The following is a 16,865-nucleotide window of genomic DNA, read 5'->3' on the forward strand; positions in this document are numbered from 1 at the left end:
TATTTGTTTTGATCTCGATTGGGTATTTATATGCCAAAGGGCTCTGGGAATAAGCTAAAAAACTTAATTGTTGCTTACTTCGTTTACTAATTGTTGTTTAAGGTCGCTTTGCGACCTTTTTTATTATTTCTTGGACTTTTGTTTGAAATCTTGAATTTTAGGCAAAAAAAAGCCCGCTAGGGAGCGGGCAAACAACAAGTTGAAGGAAGTAATCCAGGGAACGCATTTTAACAATGCTACACAATGACAAATCAGCAATCACTGTGTATATGAAACTAGGGTTAACACCAGTGTGGTGTGTGTCCTCGTGTTTACAGGGTGTATATTACGCAGATATGACAATACACTCAAACTAGAAAAATTATTTTTTCACATAAAAAAAACTAATGCTAATTGGTTTATTGTTGTTGCCATTATCACTCTTTTTCTCTTTTTAGTTCTTTATAATTATGTTTTTAATGGAAAAAATATAAAAGCTTAATAATTGCACGATAAGTTTATTTGTTTTCAAATGGGTTTTCTTTGTAATTTTGCGTATTTATTCACAAAGTATGAATAAAGCCTGTTTTATCTATGTTTTTTATCGCATAAATGGGCATCTTTGTGAGGTTAACATCTGCGTTGCACTTTTTTTGTTCAGTTAATGTAATTCTTCACGCATAGCCATTGTATGCGGCTATTAGTATGGTTAAACTAAATCTAATGCTGTAAGGGAACTTTCATTACATCAAGCGAACTAACCCTTGACTATCAACTATTTCAGGAGTGAGCAGTGGCCACCGAAATTTCAATTTTTGACTTAATACTAAAAGCTAGTTTTGTGGTGCAACTGGTGATGCTGACGTTAGTATTAATGTCGGTATTTTCATGGGCTATGATCATGCAACGCCGTAAAGCGCTTACAGCTGCCAAAATGAATGCGAAGAAATTTGAAGATAAATTTTGGTCAGGTGTTGATTTAAGCAAACTGTATGCAGAATTATCTGCTCGCAATGAATTAGATGGGCTAGATGCTATGTTTACAGCTGGTTTCAAAGAATATGCACGCCTAGCTAAAAATAACCACGCATCACCGGGTTCTATTTTAGACGGTACTCACCGTGCAATGCGTGTAACACTGTCACGCGAAATTGAAAAATTGGAGTCGAGTTTATCCTTTTTAGCAACTGTCGGATCAATTAGCCCATATATTGGTTTATTTGGAACAGTATGGGGTATTATGACGGCGTTCATTGCACTTGGTTCAGTTAAACAAGCAACATTACAGATGGTCGCCCCTGGTATTGCTGAAGCACTTATTGCAACCGCAATGGGCCTATTCGCAGCGATTCCAGCTGTGATTGCATATAACCGTTTTTCACACACGGTAGAAAAAGTAGAATCTTCTTACGGTAATTTTATGGAAGAGTTTTCTAATATTCTTCATCGCCAAGCTGTGGCTAATGTGGACGCAAAATAATGTATCAACGAAAAAAGCGTCGTCCGGTCGCTGAAATTAATGTAGTGCCCTACATTGATGTGATGCTGGTGCTTCTAATTATCTTTATGGCTACAGCAGCCGTGATCACCCAAGGCGTTCAAGTCGATTTACCAAAGATGGAAGAGTCGGAATTGGTAGAAGCAACAGAGACGCCACCAATTGTTGTCTCTATTGATGCTGACGGCAATTATTATGTGAGCATTGGTATCGATCCTGAAAAATCAATGGAAGCAATCGACATTGCTGCGCAAATTAAACTGGCTTTAGACAAAGACCCAAAAACACCCGTGCTGTTGAAAGGGGATGGTAAGGTTAGTTACCAAGAAGTATTGAGCCTTATGGGATTTCTTAAAAAAGCAGGCGTACCGTCTGTAGGCCTGATGACGGAGTCGTTTGAGCAGTAATTATGAAGAACGATTTTAATTCGGCTCTTATCAAATCTGCGGCGCTGCACTTAGCTATCATTGTGGCATTTGTTGTCGGCGGCTTTTTCAAACCATCCAAACCTCAAGTGATGGAAGTGATTCTTAATGCACCAACAAAAGCTGAGCAAAAATCAGTTGAAGCGGTTTCGGTTGAAAGTAAAGCTGTAGAAAAACGCATTAAGGAACTGAAAAAACAAGAAGCAGATAAGAAAGCAGCTGAGGCAAAACGTATTCGTGATTTAGAGCGCCGTGCAGCAAATGCGAAAAAGAAACGCGAAGAAGAAGCGAGACGCATAGCGAAACTAGAAAGAGAGCGTATTCGCAAAGAGAAAGAAAAGAAAAAAGCAGAAGCAGCTGCTCGCGAAGCTAAAAAGAAGCAACAAGCCGAGCAGAAAAAAGCGGCTGAAGCAAAGAAAAAAGCGGAAGAATTAGCGAAAAAGCGAAAGGCCGAAGAGGAGCGTTTGAAAAAAGCGGAAGCTAAACGTAAAGCCGATGCTGAAGCTGCAAGACAAAAAGCCCTTGCTGAAAAGCTAATGCAAGAACAATTGGCTGCGGAGGCCGCAGCACGAAGTCGTGCAAAACAAGCTCAAGTGCTATCTGAAGTTGAAAAATATACTGCGCTAATTATTGCGAAAATTCAGCAAAATTTATTGTTGGAAGACAGTATGAAAGGCAAACAATGCCGACTTAATTTACGACTAGCGTTTAATGGATTTGTAACACAAGTTGAAGCACTTAACGGTGATAGACAAGTGTGTGACGCGGCTATTCGCGCTGTGCGTCGTGCAGATACATTGCCAGTATCCAAAGATAAAGCTGTGTTTGATAAGCTTAAAAATATTAACTTAACCATTCAACCTGATATTTAAGGGGTAACATGATTAGCGCATTACAAAAATGGGCTTTGCTAGTTGTACTTTTAATAAGTACAGCTGCTAACGCCGCTCTTGAAATTGTAATTACCGAAGGTGTCGACTCTGCACGCCCAATAGGAATTGTACCATTTAAATACAACGGCACGGGTGAAGCACCAACAGAGATCACAAATGTAATTGCAGCCGATTTAAAACGCAGTGGTCGTTTTAATCCTGTTGCGGCTAGCAGCATGCCTCAATTACCAAGTAATGATACCGAAGTTGATTACAGTGCATGGGTGTCTGAAGGTGTTGAAGCAATTTTAGTGGGGACCATTACAGAACAGATGGGCGCCCGCTATTTAGTAAGCTATCAACTAATTGATGTTATCAGAGGCCAAATCACGGGTGGCGATACAAAAATTTTAAGCCAAGGTCGATTAGTAAGTTCTGAAGATCATATTTTAGACGCACGTCAAACGGTGATTGGCAGTGATAGTTTTCGTCGTTATGGTCACCGAATTAGTGATGTGGTATACGAAGCGTTAACAGGTGAACGTGGCGCATTTTTAACAAAAATTGCGTACGTAATTGTTCGTGAAAATGAAGACCGTCCTTATCAGCTAGTGATTGCGGATTATGACGGCTATAACGAACAAACATTATTACGTTCAAAAGAACCGCTTATGTCACCAACCTGGTCACCAGACGGTACAAAGTTGGCTTATGTAACTTTCGAAAATCGTCAAAGCCAAATTTATATTCAAGATATTTACACCGGTAAGCGTGAGCGTTTAACAACCTACAAGGGTATTAATGGTGCGCCAAGGTTTTCACCTGATGGCAGCAAGCTAGCCATGGTGTTATCAAAAGATAAAAACGGTGCGACAGAAATCTATGTTTTAGATCTAAAAACGAAGAAACCACGTCGTATTACCAGACACCGTAGTATCGATACTGAGCCGAGCTGGCACCCAAATGGTAAAGAAATTATTTTTACGTCGGAAAGGGCTGGTAATGCTCAGATTTATAGCGTAAATTTAGCAACTGGTAAGAAAAGAAGACTTACTTTTGATGGTGATATGAATCTTGCGGGTTCAATCACACCTGATGGTAATAATTTAGTCATGGTAAATCGCACATTAGGTCGATACCATATTGCTAAAAAAGATTTAAAATCAGGTGACTTTAGCGTGCTAACGCGTACTCGTTTGGACGAATCACCAAGCATTGCGCCAAATGGCTCAATGATCATCTATAGTACGTTACATAATAATAAACAGGTCCTCGCATTGGTTTCAATGGATGGACGGTTTAAAGCTCGCCTTCCAGTCGCGGATGGCGAGGTTAAGGCGCCTGCGTGGTCGCCATTTTTGTAAAGATTACAGGTTAGACTTTTAAAAAAGGAATCAACTCGATGCAACTTAACAAACTACTAAAAAGCCTACTCATTGCAGTGCCTGTAATGACGTTAGCTGCTTGTAGCTCTTCTTCAACAGTTGAAGAAGATACATCTGCGAATCAAAGCAACCAAGGTCAAGAAGAAACAGTACAAGTTGAAACTGTTGTTAAAGAAAAAACACCAGAAGAAATTCTAGCTGAAAAATATGAAGCGCTTCGTCAAGAGCAAATCATTTACTTCGACTTTGATAAATCAACAGTACGTAGCGACTATGTTGAGCTGCTTCAAGCACATGCTGATTTCCTAGTTAAAAATCCAAGCGTTAAAGTATTGGTTGAAGGTCATGCTGATGAGCGCGGTACACCTGAGTACAACATTGCACTAGGTGAGCGCCGTGGTGAAGCTGTATCTAAATACCTACAGAGCTTAGGCGTAGCAGAAAGCCAAATTTCAGTGGTTAGCTACGGTGAAGAAAAGCCAATGGTTAAAACGCGTACTGAAGAAGCTTTCGCGAAAAACCGTCGCGCAGTTTTAGTATACTAATATAGAAGATAATATGATTAAGCCGAAAGTTATTTTGGCAGCCATGTTTCTTAGCGGGAGCAGTCAGTTACTGGCTGCTCCCGCTCCTGTTTCTGAGGTTGGTGCAAGTTCAAGTATGTCTTCAACGGCATTTGAAACACGTCTGCAAACCTTAGAACGTATGGTTGCAAATCGAAATATGCAGTTTTTACAATTGCAACAGCAGTTAGAATCTTTGCAAGATGAAGTGAGTCAGTTACGAGGTATCACTGAAGAGCAGGGATATCAACTAGAGAAAGTGCTGCAACGCCAGCGTGAGTTGTACCAAGAAATCGAAACACGTGTTTCAAGCAGCCTTGCAGCTACTACACCTGTTAATGACGTTGTTTCTGATGGTGCTTCAGGCACAATGAGTAGCAGCCTCAACGAGAACGATGCGTATGATCGTGCTGTACAGTTAATTATGCAAGACAAGCGCTACGATGACGCAATTCCTGAGTTCAAGGCATTTTTAGAAAATTACCCTGAATCAGTATACGTACCGAACGCGCATTATTGGCTTGGCCAATTACTCACTATTAAGAATGATAGCAAAGGGGCGCTTGGTCATTTTGAAAGCTTAGTGAATGGTTTTCCAGACTCTAATAAACGTTCAGATGCAATGTTGAAACTTGCAAATGCGTATATAAAAGAAGGTGAAACTACTCGTGCGAAAAAAATCTTAAATGATTTGGTTGCACAATACCCAGATTCAACCCCAGCGAAATTAGCGGTTGAAAAATTAGCGAGCCTTAATTAGGACTCGCTAGTTTCGATTTTTGTAAACGAAAAGTGAAAAGATAATCACTTTTTAGGCTAATCTTTAAATGTTGGTATAAAATTAGCCAACTGAGTCATAAAACTTAAAAAAACCGTAATTTTAGGTTGCACTCATTTTTTAAATAAGTATTATAAGCGCCCGCAGCCGCTTGTTACGAAAGACAAAAACGCTGCGTTAAAAATCTGATTGGGTCATTAGCTCAGTTGGTAGAGCAGTGGACTTTTAATCCATTGGTCGATGGTTCGAGTCCATCATGACCCACCATTCAGATTTTTGCACTTCGAGTACTTCCCTATGGGAATTGAGCGGGTCATTAGCTCAGTTGGTAGAGCAGTGGACTTTTAATCCATTGGTCGATGGTTCGAGTCCATCATGACCCACCATTCGAAATGCACTTGCTTAGAGCGGGTCATTAGCTCAGTTGGTAGAGCAGTGGACTTTTAATCCATTGGTCGATGGTTCGAGTCCATCATGACCCACCACTTCTAAGCCTTCTCTTTGAGCGGGTCATTAGCTCAGTTGGTAGAGCAGTGGACTTTTAATCCATTGGTCGATGGTTCGAGTCCATCATGACCCACCATTCAAAGAACCTTCTTTCTTATGCTTTTTGCATCTATGAGCGGGTCATTAGCTCAGTTGGGTGAAACTAAACCGAAACGAAGTTTCGCAGTTAGTTAAACGCGAGTCAGGACGACGAGCCGGAATATCCCTACAGGACGTATTAATGGCACTTACACTAAGAGCGGGTCATTAGCTCAGTTGGTAGAGCAGTGGACTTTTAATCCATTGGTCGATGGTTCGAGTCCATCATGACCCACCATTCATAAACACCTCTTTTTATCTCTTTTTCATAGCGTTAAAAATCAATCACAAAACTGTCATTCATCTGCCATTTTCAGTATAATGCGCGGCAATTTCCCATAGCATTTCACGGTCGAGAGAAATGAGCTTAGCAGAACAAATTATGCCTGAGGATTATATATTTCCTCCCAAGCCAGCCCCTTTGTCAGATGATGAAAAGTTGGCTTATAAAGAACGTATTAAATCACTTTTAAAAGAAAAAGATGCAGTATTAGTTGCACATTATTATACCGATCCTGAAATTCAAGCTCTGGCTGAAGAAACAGGCGGTTGTGTTGCAGACTCGTTAGAAATGGCTCGTTTTGGTAGTAAACACCCAGCAAAAACTATCGTGGTTGCAGGTGTGCGCTTTATGGGTGAGACGGCTAAAATCTTAACGCCTGAGAAAACGGTGGTTATGCCAACCCTTGAAGCGACTTGTTCATTGGATGTGGGCTGCCCGATTGATGAATTTTCTGCGTTTTGTGATCAACATCCAGATCGTAAAGTGGTCGTTTATGCTAATACTTCAACGGCAGTTAAAGCCCGCGCAGATTGGATTGTTACCTCAAGCTGTGCACTTGAAATTGTCGAACACCTTGATGAGCAGGGCGACAAGATCATTTGGGGCCCAGATAAGCACTTAGGTTCGTATATTCAAAAGCAAACTGGCGCAGATATGATCATGTGGAATGGCGCTTGTATCGTACATGATGAGTTTAAAACCAAAGCACTGAAAGATATGAAAGCGCTGCATCCAGATGCGGCAGTGCTTGTGCATCCAGAGTCACCAGCAGAAATTGTTGACCTTGCTGATGCAGTGGGGTCAACTAGCCAGCTTATTAAAGCAGCGCAAGAGATGGACAACCAGAAGTTTATCGTTGCAACCGATCGCGGTATTTTCTACAAAATGCAGCAGCTTTGTCCTGAAAAAGAATTCTTTGAAGCTCCAACACAAGGTGAAGGCGCTACTTGCCGAAGCTGTGCGCACTGCCCTTGGATGGCAATGAATGGCCTTAAAGCAATTGAAGAAGCCCTACTTGATGCAAGTGGCAAAGAAGTATTTGTTGATATGGAATTACGCGAAGGCGCATTACGTTCGCTTAACCGTATGCTTGATTTTTCAGCATCATTAAAGTTGACAACAGCGAACAACACTTAAATCTGGGTGAATTTTAGGCGCTCAATTAGAGGGCTCTAAAAAGTACTTGCTTACAATCAAGGCATTGCATAAGATACGCCCCACATTACCAAGTGTAATGTATGCGGAGAGATGGCTGAGTGGCTGAAGGCGCACGACTGGAACTCGTGTATAGGTTAACCCCTATCGAGGGTTCGAATCCCTCTCTCTCCGCCATTCTAGATTTAAAGAAAACGCTTGAGTTTATGCTCAGGCGTTTTTTTATGCCCGCATTTTGTAAGGAGAGTGAGACTCTCAATTCTGGTTCGACAGATTATCGGGAATAATTTGAACCGCGAAGGCGCCACGAAGCGTTTAAATACAGGGATGTATTTAAGTTTATCTCTCCTTCTCTACCATTCTAGATTTAAAGAAAACGCTTGAATTTATTCTCAGGTGTTTTTTATGTCCGAACTTATCATTTTACGCCTCATTTTCATTGTGAGAGCAGGTTTCTTATTCGCATCGTTAGTTATTTTTATACATCATTCGTTTCTTTTATTGTGCAGTAATGGTTATGTAAACCCAAAAGCGAGCGTGAACGTGTTTTTGCAACACCAAATAACGCCGTTATTTTCGTTTTGAATGCTACGGATTGCGAACATGACTGTAACAAGGTCATATGTCCGAAAGTAATTAAAAACCTGCTCAACTAATTCCAAAATGAAATCAATTTTAGCCAATATATTCCTAAAAGTAGCAAAAACACCGGACATTCGTCCTTCTAATTTCAAATGTTTCAAAAATGTTAAATAAATCGTAAATCACTGTAAATAAAGGCTAATTTGTAATTGATTTGTCACTTTATATGCCTAGCATACGATGCTCCTTAGTCGGGTAATTCAAAATCGGGAACAAGAAAATGTTGAGAAAAACACTTTTGGCGAGTGCGATAGCTCTAGCGACAGCAAGTGCAAATGCAAGCGTGATTATTTCAGAGTATGTTGAAGGCGGTAGCTACAACAAAGCCGTTGAGATTTATAACACGGGTGATACAGCTGTTGATTTATCAACTTACGCACTTAACTTTTACTTTAATGGTAAAACGGAAATTGGTCGTACAATTACGCTCTCTGGTGAACTAGCACCTAATACCACTTATGTTGTAGCACACTCGCGTTCAGCAGAAGAGTTAAAATCAAAAGCACAGTTTGATACGGATGGTAGTTGGTTTAATGGTGACGATGCGGTCACATTAACAAACAGTGATATTGTTGTAGATAGCTTAGGGCAAATCGGCGTTGATCCAGGTTCAGCTTGGGTGAGTGGTGATGTGCGTACACAAGATCGATCTTTGGTTCGTTTAGAATCAGTTAAATCAGGTCGTACTGATGCATTTGCTGAGTTTGATGGTGAACTTGAGTGGATGGCATTGCCAAAAGATGATTTTTCAAATGTAGGTAGTCACAACCAGCAAACAGAACAGCCAGATCCTGTTGAATGTGGTGGTGATGCAACACTTATCAGTGCTATTCAAGGTACTGGAGATGCGAGTCCACTGAATGGCGAAACGGTTGAAGTACAAGCTGTTGTAACATCATCATTACAGGGTGACAGCCAGTTAAAAGGTTTCTTTATACAAGAAGAGTCATTTGATCAAGACAATGATGTTATGACTTCAGAAGGTATTTTTGTTTATTACAATAAACAAACCGTAACTGAAGGCGATGTTGTTAAATTACGTGCGAAAGTAGAAGAAAAATACGGTCAGACCCAGCTTAATTATGTCAATGATCTTAAAGTGTGTGGTACTGAAAGCTTTGCACCTGTTGAGGTTTCTCTTCCTGCAGAGAATGGCTTAGAAGCGTATGAAGGTATGCTTGTAAGCGTAACAAATGAATTAGTTGTGAATGACACTTACGGTCTATCACGTTATGGCGAATTAAAGCTTGGCACAGAGCGTTTATTCCAAAGCACGCAAGTTGCATTGCCTGGCGATGCTGCAAACGCAGTTGAAGCAAAAAACAAACTTAAATCAATTACTCTTGATGATGGCTCAAGTGCTCAAAATCCAGAAGTAATTCCATATCCAACGCCAGAGCTTGACGCATACAACACGCTTCGTCTTGGTGATAAGGTAACAGGCCTGACTGGTGTAATGGGCTATGGCTATAGCCAATTCCGCATTCACCCAACGACAACACCAAACTTTATACAAGAAAATCTGCGTACAGAAGCACCAGAAAGTGTTGAAAACAGTTATGTGCGTATCGCAAGCTTTAACGTCTTAAATTACTTTAATGGTGATGGTCAAGGCGCTGGATTCCCTACACCGCGCGGCGCTGACACTGCAGAAGAGTTTGAGCGTCAAAAGGCCAAAACAGTAAACGCGATTCTTGCGCTAGATGCAGATGTAATTGGTTTACTTGAAATGGAAAACGATGGTTTTTCTGAGTTGAGTGCAATTGCGGATTTAGTGGCATCACTGAATGCAGCTCAAGCAAATGATACCTATGCGTTTGTAAATTTGGCTACTGAACAAGTTGGTGGCGATGCAATTATGTCAGCGATTATTTATCGCAGTAATAAGGTTGAAGAAGTTGGTACAGCGGCGTTTACAGAAGCTGAACCGTTTGACTATGGTAACCGTCCACCTGTAATGCAAACGTTCACTGATAAGCTAACCAAAGAAACGTTCTCGGTAGTTATTACTCACTTACGCTCAAAGGGTAGCTGTCGAAGTGCTGAAGGGCTAGATGCAGACCAAAAAGATGGTCAAGGCTGTTGGAACCAAACGCGTGTTAATGCAGTAAATAAACTGAATGAATGGTTAGCTACGAACCCAACCACAGTAGCCGATGAAGATATGGTTATTCTTGGTGATATGAATGCCTATGGCGAAGAAGATCCAATCTACGCATTTGTTAATAATGGTTTTGTAAACATTAAGAAGCAACGCTTTGGCCATACACGTGATTATTCATATGTATATCAAGGTCGCATTGGTAGTTTAGATCATGCATTTGCTTCAAGCAGTATGTATGACAAGGTTGTAGGAATTCAGGATTGGCATATCAATGCCGATGAACCTGTATCACTTGATTACAATATGGAATACAAGTCTGAAAAGCACTTAACCAGTTTGTATGCTGATACGCCTTATCGTGCATCAGATCATGACCCAATTGTAATTGATTTTGATACACGCCCTGAACCAACAATCATTGAAGGCAAGTTTGAAAACTTATCAGGTTGGTTCTGGTGGAATAGACAAATGATCGAGCTTCCAGAAGGTTTTGATACTTTAGAGGTGTCTATCGAAGGTTACGGAGAAGCAGACTTATACGTAAGACATGATAAGAAACCAACGAAACGAAATTATGATTGTCGACCTTATATATGGGGTAGTAACGAAAGTTGTATGATAGAAAAACCTGAAGCAGGAGATTGGCATATTGGCTTAAAGGGAACATTTTTCTATTATGATGTTACATTAAGCTACAAAGCAACAAAACAGAACTTCTAATGGTTATTTGTTTAATCTAAGAGCAGTCAGTGACTGCTCTTTTTTTTGCTCTGAAAGTGAATATGGTAAGCTAGTTAAGATAAAATTCTATTAGGTTAAACATGCTAAACCAGCCAATACAAAAGAAAATCTGCGATATTTTGGGTAAAAGAACGATTGCAAATGTAGACACGTTTAAAACCGTTTGGAGTGGCTTTGGTAGTTTACATCGTATTGAGTTTAACGGTTGCTACAAGCCGGTCGTTGTTAAATCAATTTGTGAACCTAACCACATCAATCACCCTAAAGGTTGGAGCAGTCATTTCGCATCAGCACGCAAGCTTCAATCATATCGCGTGGAGCAGGCGTTTTATCGCGAATTCGCTAAAAAAGCTAACGCAAAGACACCAGCTTACTTGGGATTTATTGAAGGTGAAAACACACAATATTTGTTATTGGAGGATTTAGCTGCTGCGGGATATTACGATATTGTTGAACCTGATATTGTTACGGTGAAAAAAATATTGGTATGGTTGGCAGATTTTCATGCTCAGCATTTAAATACCGCTTGTGAAGGATTATGGCCTCAAGGCAGCTATTGGCATCTTGCAACGCGACCGGATGAGCTTACAGCGATGTCGCATACTGAATTGAAAAAACACGCAAGAGCACTTGATTGTAAGTTACAAGATTGTGTGTTTCAGACCCTGATTCATGGCGATGCTAAGCTTGCTAACTTTATGCAATCCGCTACTGATATTGCAGGTTATGATTTTCAATATGTTGGTCGTGGAGTAGGTATCGTAGATGTGATGTTACTTATCAGTAGTGCGTTCACGAGTGATCAGTGTTTCGCTTATGAAAAAGAATTACTTGCACATTATGAGGCTGCATTTTTAAGTAACTGTGAAAGGTATTCTATCAACTTAGCTGAGGAAGTGATTAACCAGTGGCTAGCACTTTACCCAATAGCGTGGGCTGACTTTGCCCGATTTTTAAATGGCTGGTCACCTGGTCACTGGAAACTTCATGATTACGCTTGGTATCAAGTGCAGCAAGCAGTGCAACTAGTAAAATAAAAAGTAATGGTTAGTTTGAATAGAGTGCTTTTGCATTATCACATGCAAGCTTTTGCCAAATAGAGTCGTTTTGACAAAGGGCTCTATAGTGTTGCCAAAGTGCGAGATAACTCGATGCCATTAAACAGACAGGGAAATTACTGCCAAATAAGATACGTTCTTGCGAAAAGTTAGCAAATATAGCGTCAAATACCTTATTGCGGAAGGTGTCACTGAGATTGATTTCTTGCATCTCAAAGCCAGAATACTTGATATAAACATTCGGTAATTGCGAAAGCTGCTTTAACGCTCGTAACCAATTTGAATAATTGTATGGAGTGACAAGTCCTGCGTGATTAAGCACAATGTCTAGATTAGGCTGTGCTTTAGCAAGTTCATATATACGTGTTGTATGTTGTAGTTCACTTATTTCAAATTGGGCTTCAAAAATCAGTTTATTATGAGCTAAAAAGGCAAAATTTTGATTTACATTTTCAGAATGTAATCGAGCGGCATCACTTCCTTCCGTAATATCGCGAATGCCCACAAATGTTGAATAACTCAATAACGTATTTATTTGTTGCTTGAATAAAGAGGGCTCAACGTCAATCTGGTAATAGCCTATTGCACTGTGCTTTTTACCAATCTTACGCTCAAGAAAGGCGATTTCTTTTTCTGCTTGTTGGTTATTAAACCCAGCTTCAATATGTGTAAACTGAGAGAGAACAAACTCATTATTTAAGTCTAGCTCTTCTTCTGAAAAGCTTTTTTGCAGCATGGCGATTTTCGGCCATGGGGGAAGGGCATTTTTGAGCCAAAAGTAATCACCTTCATCTAAATAAAATAGATGAAGGTGCGGGTCGTAAATCGTGCTATTGTGCTGTGTAGCCACCGTCAATAACCTGTAAACTTCCGGTAATAAAGCTGGCTTTATCACTGACCAAAAAGCCGATGAAGTCAGCAACCTCTGTTGCTTTTCCTAAGCGATTCAATGGTTGTAAAGCTTCTTCTTCAGCGTGAATTTCAGCTTTATCGGCGCCGCTTTTTTCGCAATAGTTGTCTATTGCATAATGATAAAGAGGTGTTTCAATGGTACCAGGACACACTGCGTTTGCACGGATGTTGTGTGCAGCATAATCGAGTGCCGTAGTGCGCGCTATTGAGGCGAGCGATGCCTTTGACAAGTTATATGCAAAGGAATTTTTCTTACCTATTAATGCTTGATCAGACGCGACAAGTACAATTGCACCACCGTGCATTTTCATAAACGGCAATGCATGTTTGATAAGGCTATATGCGCCTTTTACGTTAAGCGCAAACAGCTCATCAAACATTTGTTCTGTGGTATTTTCGATATTCGCAGAAAGATGGCGTCCAGCATTCGAAACAAGGATATCAATTTGACCGTGTTTCTGACCAATAGTGGTTACTGCATTGGCAACAGCATCGACATCGCTTACATCACAGTGAACATGTTGACCTGTCTCTGAAGGGGTAATATCCAAGTTATAAACAAGACACCCATCAGCTAATAGACGCGCTACAGTCGCTTCGCCAATGCCTTTGCTCCCGCCTGTTACGATTGCAACTTTACTCATTGATTAGTGACCACAACCGCCAGCGCCGTGCACGTGACCGTGAGATAATTCTTCGCTTGTTGCAGCACGAACTGACACAACTTCAACATCAAATTTCAAGTCTTTACCGGCAAAAGGGTGGTTCAAATCGCAATCGGCATTGAAGCGGCCTACTTTAATAATAGTAACTTGGCGTTGACCTTGGTCGGTGTGCACTAATGCTGTCATGCCAGGCTTCCACACTTTTGCACCTTGTAAGTGCTTAAGAGGAATACGTTGCACCGCATTATCATGACGCGGACCATATGCATCTTTCGCTTCAAGTTCTACACTAAAACTATCGTCAGCTGACTTATTATCTAGCGCTTTTTCTAGACCTGGTAACATACTCTCATGGCCGTGAAGGTAGGCTAATGGCGCACCATCTTTGCTTGATTCTAACTGGTTTTCACCTTCAAAAACGGTGTAGTGGAATTCTACAACGGTATCTTTTGCGATTTGCATAACAATCCTAACATTAACAATTTTTTGCAGTATATCTGAAATCGATTTAAGACGCGAAAATCAATTGTTTAAAGAAGCAGTATTGGTTAACGAAAAATAGGGAATTTGCTGGGCGATATCCGTCACAACCTCGCTTTGGCCATGTGCTTTTTTGGATTGGGTTATTTTAATGTTCAGTGTTTGGCCGGGCTTAATAATACTCGTGTGATTAAGGTTATTCCAACTACGTACTTGCTTTACAGTAACATCAAAAAGGGTGGCAACATGCCAAAGGGAATCACTTGGTTTAACTGTGTAGGTTAACTCAAGTGTTTCAAGCTCGGGCTTAACGCGTTTAATGTAACGGCTTATTGCATACTCCCTTACCAGCGTGGGCATGCTTTTACTGCTTGCAGGTAATATTATCTCTTGGCCAATGAGTAAAGTATCATTTGAAAGTCGATTTAACGATTTCAGTTTTGCAATCGATGTATTACTTAATTTAGCTAAACGATAAAGTGAGTCACCCTTTTTCACTTTATAACCTTTGGCACCCATGCTGCTGAATATTAAGACTTGTTCTAAGGTGGTGGCAAGTTTATTAGGTAACAACAGATGATACGGTCCTGTAGGTGCACTTTTATCAGCAATGTAGGCGTGATTAAACTTCAGAATTTCAGTATTTGGGATTTTCAGTAACTCCGCAATTACTAAAATCGAGAAAGGCTGTTCTATATCAACAACGCGGGTCACTGCTTTGTTTTCAATTGCTGTAAAAAATCGCGGTCGCGTTTTAACCAGTTTGTCTAAGGCTAATAGTTTAGGCACATATTCTTTGGTTTCTTTCGGTAATGTTAAATGCCAAAAACTGATAGGTTGTTTGTTGCGTTTATTCTGAGCTATGGCTTGTTTGATTTTTCCTTCACCGGCATTGTAAGCAGCCAATGCTAACAACCAGTCTTGATTAAAGGTGACGTATAGATGCTGTAAATAGTTTAATGCGGCCTGAGTTGATAGTACTAAGTCATAGCGCCCATCATAATGGTCGTTTATTGGCACATTATAATGCGCTGCCACAACAGGCATTAATTGCCATATGCCTGCCGCACCGCGATGCGATGTGGTCATTTTGTATTGGCTTTCCACAATTGGCAATAATGCAAGTTCAAGGGGCATTTTCCGTTTTTTCAGTTCTGTAACAATGTAATGAAAATAAGGCTTAGCTCTGAGCGATATATCATCTGCATAAAATGACTGGCTTAAGTACCATTTTAATTTTTCTTCTATGAGTGGGTGTTGTTGATAGGGTAATTGCTGATTATTTGCAATTGTCAGCCAAAGATTTGTTTTGATTGATGCAGCAAACACATTTGTACTTAGACACAATACAAGAATCGCGGTAAATACGAGCTTCGTGGTGCACCTTATAATCATAAAAACGAACCTTATCTTAACCTTTAATAAAAGCGTATTTAGATAAGTGTAGTAAATAAAAAAGTATCAGAAATGACAGAAATGCAAAAAGTTGCTAACGTTTGGATTTAAAAGAAATTAAAAAAACTTGTTAAAGAATAAGGGCTTGTTGCAAACACAAAGGGTAAGGCTATAAAAATCAAGGCCATAATTAAATAGCTAGAAACACGCATCACACTAATTTTTTGCAGTTGTAAAAGAGAGAGCCCACCAACAATACCGCCAGCAACAAGGCAACTTCCCCATAACTGAACTTGGATAACAGTCACTGAGTTTTGGCTGTTCAATAATTGGCAAATCATTACCGCATCAACAATCAAAATGACAAAAAAAACAAAACTAATTACTAATAGTTTAATGCCAAATAGTTGTGATGTTTGCATAGCCAGCGTGATGTTTGCAAAATTAAGTGACACATTAATATCGCAATAGGTCAATAATTTCCAGAAAATTCTGAGTTTTAGGCTGAGTAATTGGAAATAATTTACAGCGATTGATTAGTTTAAGTGTTGAGCAAATTTGTTTAGTTGAGTTCAAATTTGCATTATAACTCACGCAAAAAAAGCGTTTAATCCATCAGTAGATGAGTCCAATCTTGGCTCTGAAGCAATTAAACGCTATTGCGTATTGAAAAAGTTATTTTGATGCCAGTAATAATTTACTGATCAGAGTGTTAAGTTGCTGAGCATGCTCAGATTCTGAACTTAATAATTGATGACATAAATTTAACGCTACCATAAGCAACACTTTATCTTCACTTTTAGTATGTGCACGCTGTTTAAATTCATTTAACTCAGTGTTTAATCTATGTGCTGCAGCTAGCAAGTCATCTTCTTTGCCTTTAGGGCAAGCAACCATGTGTTGCTTGCCAAGTAGGGTAATTGCGAGTCCGCGATTATCACCTTCTGCCATAAATTAACTTGCCGCTTGATTGAGCTTTGATACAAGTTCATTTAATGATGCATGTTGCGAGTTTGTTGATTCTTCTAACTCCATTAATTCAAGCTGAGCTGTTTCCAGTTCGTCTTTAGTTTTGGCTAACGCCTGTTCAAGATAATGTTTTTCGTCTTTGAGTGTTTGGTTTTGTGAAATTAACTGATCAACTAACGTATGTAGCGTAGAGTATAAATTGTCGCTCATAATAGCACGCCTTTATAAAAGAAAAGATATGACATAAATATGGGTTTTTGATGACAATACCAAGACTAAGTTCAGGTTAATTTGGCAAAAACGAATCAACCGAACAATTTCTGTCCATACTTAGCTTTGAAAATGGGTATAATGACGGAAAATTTCATATAGGGCT

16 protein-coding genes and 6 tRNA genes are annotated in these 16,865 nt (G+C 39.9%); 15 read left to right on the plus strand and 7 right to left on the minus strand.

Annotation, left to right across the window (positions count from 1 at the left end):
* The first annotated feature begins 772 nt into the window (after positions 1-772).
* From tolQ to OM33_RS08975, 15 genes are all read left to right on the plus strand, one after another.
* Positions 773-1,459 (plus strand): protein TolQ, encoded by a 687-nt coding sequence (gene tolQ, locus OM33_RS08900; protein ID WP_038640985.1) that lies wholly within the window; start codon positions 773-775, stop codon positions 1,457-1,459.
* Positions 1,459-1,884, plus strand: coding sequence for a protein TolR (tolR, locus tag OM33_RS08905; protein ID WP_038640987.1), 426 nt, complete (start codon positions 1,459-1,461; stop codon positions 1,882-1,884). The genes tolQ and tolR overlap by 1 nt, the downstream gene beginning before the upstream one ends.
* Positions 1,885-1,886: 2 nt before the next feature.
* Positions 1,887-2,774: a cell envelope integrity protein TolA gene (gene tolA, locus OM33_RS08910; RefSeq protein WP_038640989.1), complete on the plus strand. Its 888-nt coding sequence runs from the start codon at positions 1,887-1,889 to the stop codon at positions 2,772-2,774.
* Between the two features lie 8 nt (positions 2,775-2,782).
* Complete coding sequence (gene tolB, locus OM33_RS08915) at positions 2,783-4,138, plus strand: Tol-Pal system beta propeller repeat protein TolB (protein ID WP_038640991.1); 1,356 nt, start codon at positions 2,783-2,785, stop codon at positions 4,136-4,138.
* Positions 4,139-4,176: 38 nt separating this feature from the next.
* On the plus strand, positions 4,177-4,704 hold the full coding sequence (gene pal / locus OM33_RS08920) for a peptidoglycan-associated lipoprotein Pal (protein ID WP_038640993.1): 528 nt from the start codon (positions 4,177-4,179) through the stop codon (positions 4,702-4,704).
* A gap of 16 nt (positions 4,705-4,720) precedes the next feature.
* Positions 4,721-5,482 (plus strand): tol-pal system protein YbgF, encoded by a 762-nt coding sequence (gene ybgF / locus OM33_RS08925; RefSeq protein WP_038643204.1) that lies wholly within the window; start codon positions 4,721-4,723, stop codon positions 5,480-5,482.
* A 209-nt stretch (positions 5,483-5,691) separates the two neighbouring features.
* Positions 5,692-5,767 (plus strand) — tRNA-Lys (locus OM33_RS08930).
* Between the two features lie 43 nt (positions 5,768-5,810).
* A tRNA-Lys gene (locus OM33_RS08935) sits at positions 5,811-5,886 on the plus strand.
* 23 nt (positions 5,887-5,909) lie between these two features.
* A tRNA-Lys gene (locus OM33_RS08940) sits at positions 5,910-5,985 on the plus strand.
* A gap of 22 nt (positions 5,986-6,007) precedes the next feature.
* Positions 6,008-6,083: transfer RNA gene (locus OM33_RS08945), tRNA-Lys, on the plus strand.
* 164 nt (positions 6,084-6,247) lie between these two features.
* Positions 6,248-6,323 (plus strand) — tRNA-Lys (locus tag OM33_RS08950).
* Between the two features lie 123 nt (positions 6,324-6,446).
* Positions 6,447-7,505: a quinolinate synthase NadA gene (gene nadA, locus OM33_RS08955; RefSeq protein WP_038640995.1), complete on the plus strand. Its 1,059-nt coding sequence runs from the start codon at positions 6,447-6,449 to the stop codon at positions 7,503-7,505.
* 105 nt (positions 7,506-7,610) lie between these two features.
* Positions 7,611-7,700 (plus strand) — tRNA-Ser (locus OM33_RS08960).
* Between the two features lie 685 nt (positions 7,701-8,385).
* Positions 8,386-10,989, plus strand: coding sequence for an ExeM/NucH family extracellular endonuclease (locus tag OM33_RS08970; protein WP_038640999.1), 2,604 nt, complete (start codon positions 8,386-8,388; stop codon positions 10,987-10,989).
* A 101-nt stretch (positions 10,990-11,090) separates the two neighbouring features.
* A complete protein-coding gene (locus tag OM33_RS08975; protein ID WP_038641001.1) occupies positions 11,091-12,047 on the plus strand; it encodes a phosphotransferase in 957 nt (318 codons plus the stop codon).
* A 10-nt stretch (positions 12,048-12,057) separates the two neighbouring features.
* Here the strand turns inward: OM33_RS08975 and OM33_RS08980 are convergent, their stop codons facing one another.
* From OM33_RS08980 to OM33_RS09010, 7 genes are all read right to left on the minus strand, one after another.
* Positions 12,058-12,918, minus strand: a complete 861-nt coding sequence (locus tag OM33_RS08980) for an amidohydrolase family protein (protein ID WP_038641003.1) — start codon at positions 12,916-12,918, stop codon at positions 12,058-12,060.
* Positions 12,899-13,624 (minus strand): SDR family NAD(P)-dependent oxidoreductase, encoded by a 726-nt coding sequence (locus OM33_RS08985; protein WP_038641005.1) that lies wholly within the window; start codon positions 13,622-13,624, stop codon positions 12,899-12,901. The genes OM33_RS08980 and OM33_RS08985 overlap by 20 nt, the downstream gene beginning before the upstream one ends.
* Positions 13,625-13,627: 3 nt before the next feature.
* A complete protein-coding gene (locus OM33_RS08990; protein ID WP_038641007.1) occupies positions 13,628-14,107 on the minus strand; it encodes an FKBP-type peptidyl-prolyl cis-trans isomerase in 480 nt (159 codons plus the stop codon).
* A gap of 60 nt (positions 14,108-14,167) precedes the next feature.
* On the minus strand, positions 14,168-15,520 hold the full coding sequence (locus tag OM33_RS08995; protein ID WP_081991039.1) for a LysM peptidoglycan-binding domain-containing protein: 1,353 nt from the start codon (positions 15,518-15,520) through the stop codon (positions 14,168-14,170).
* A gap of 107 nt (positions 15,521-15,627) precedes the next feature.
* A complete protein-coding gene (locus OM33_RS09000) occupies positions 15,628-15,975 on the minus strand; it encodes a hypothetical protein (protein WP_038641009.1) in 348 nt (115 codons plus the stop codon).
* 220 nt (positions 15,976-16,195) lie between these two features.
* Complete coding sequence (locus tag OM33_RS09005; protein ID WP_038641011.1) at positions 16,196-16,471, minus strand: cell division protein ZapA; 276 nt, start codon at positions 16,469-16,471, stop codon at positions 16,196-16,198.
* Positions 16,472-16,474: 3 nt separating this feature from the next.
* On the minus strand, positions 16,475-16,699 hold the full coding sequence (locus tag OM33_RS09010; protein WP_038641013.1) for a hypothetical protein: 225 nt from the start codon (positions 16,697-16,699) through the stop codon (positions 16,475-16,477).
* Between the last annotated feature and the right edge of the window lie 166 nt (positions 16,700-16,865).

Origin of the sequence: Pseudoalteromonas piratica (genome assembly GCF_000788395.1) — a bacterium.
Lineage (GTDB): Bacteria > Pseudomonadota > Gammaproteobacteria > Enterobacterales > Alteromonadaceae > Pseudoalteromonas > Pseudoalteromonas piratica.

Coding starts and splice junctions, on each gene's coding strand:
- tolR (WP_038640987.1), top strand. CDS start 1,459: ATGTATCAACGAAAAAAGCGTCGTCCGGTCGCTGAAATTAATGTAGTG.
- tolA (WP_038640989.1), top strand. CDS start 1,887: ATGAAGAACGATTTTAATTCGGCTCTTATCAAATCTGCGGCGCTGCAC.
- tolB (WP_038640991.1), top strand. CDS start 2,783: ATGATTAGCGCATTACAAAAATGGGCTTTGCTAGTTGTACTTTTAATA.
- pal (WP_038640993.1), top strand. CDS start 4,177: ATGCAACTTAACAAACTACTAAAAAGCCTACTCATTGCAGTGCCTGTA.
- nadA (WP_038640995.1), top strand. CDS start 6,447: ATGAGCTTAGCAGAACAAATTATGCCTGAGGATTATATATTTCCTCCC.
- OM33_RS08970 (WP_038640999.1), top strand. CDS start 8,386: ATGTTGAGAAAAACACTTTTGGCGAGTGCGATAGCTCTAGCGACAGCA.
- OM33_RS08975 (WP_038641001.1), top strand. CDS start 11,091: ATGCTAAACCAGCCAATACAAAAGAAAATCTGCGATATTTTGGGTAAA.
- OM33_RS08985 (WP_038641005.1), bottom strand. CDS start 13,624: ATGAGTAAAGTTGCAATCGTAACAGGCGGGAGCAAAGGCATTGGCGAA.
- OM33_RS08990 (WP_038641007.1), bottom strand. CDS start 14,107: ATGCAAATCGCAAAAGATACCGTTGTAGAATTCCACTACACCGTTTTT.
- OM33_RS08995 (WP_081991039.1), bottom strand. CDS start 15,520: ATGATTATAAGGTGCACCACGAAGCTCGTATTTACCGCGATTCTTGTA.
- OM33_RS09005 (WP_038641011.1), bottom strand. CDS start 16,471: ATGGCAGAAGGTGATAATCGCGGACTCGCAATTACCCTACTTGGCAAG.
- OM33_RS09010 (WP_038641013.1), bottom strand. CDS start 16,699: ATGAGCGACAATTTATACTCTACGCTACATACGTTAGTTGATCAGTTA.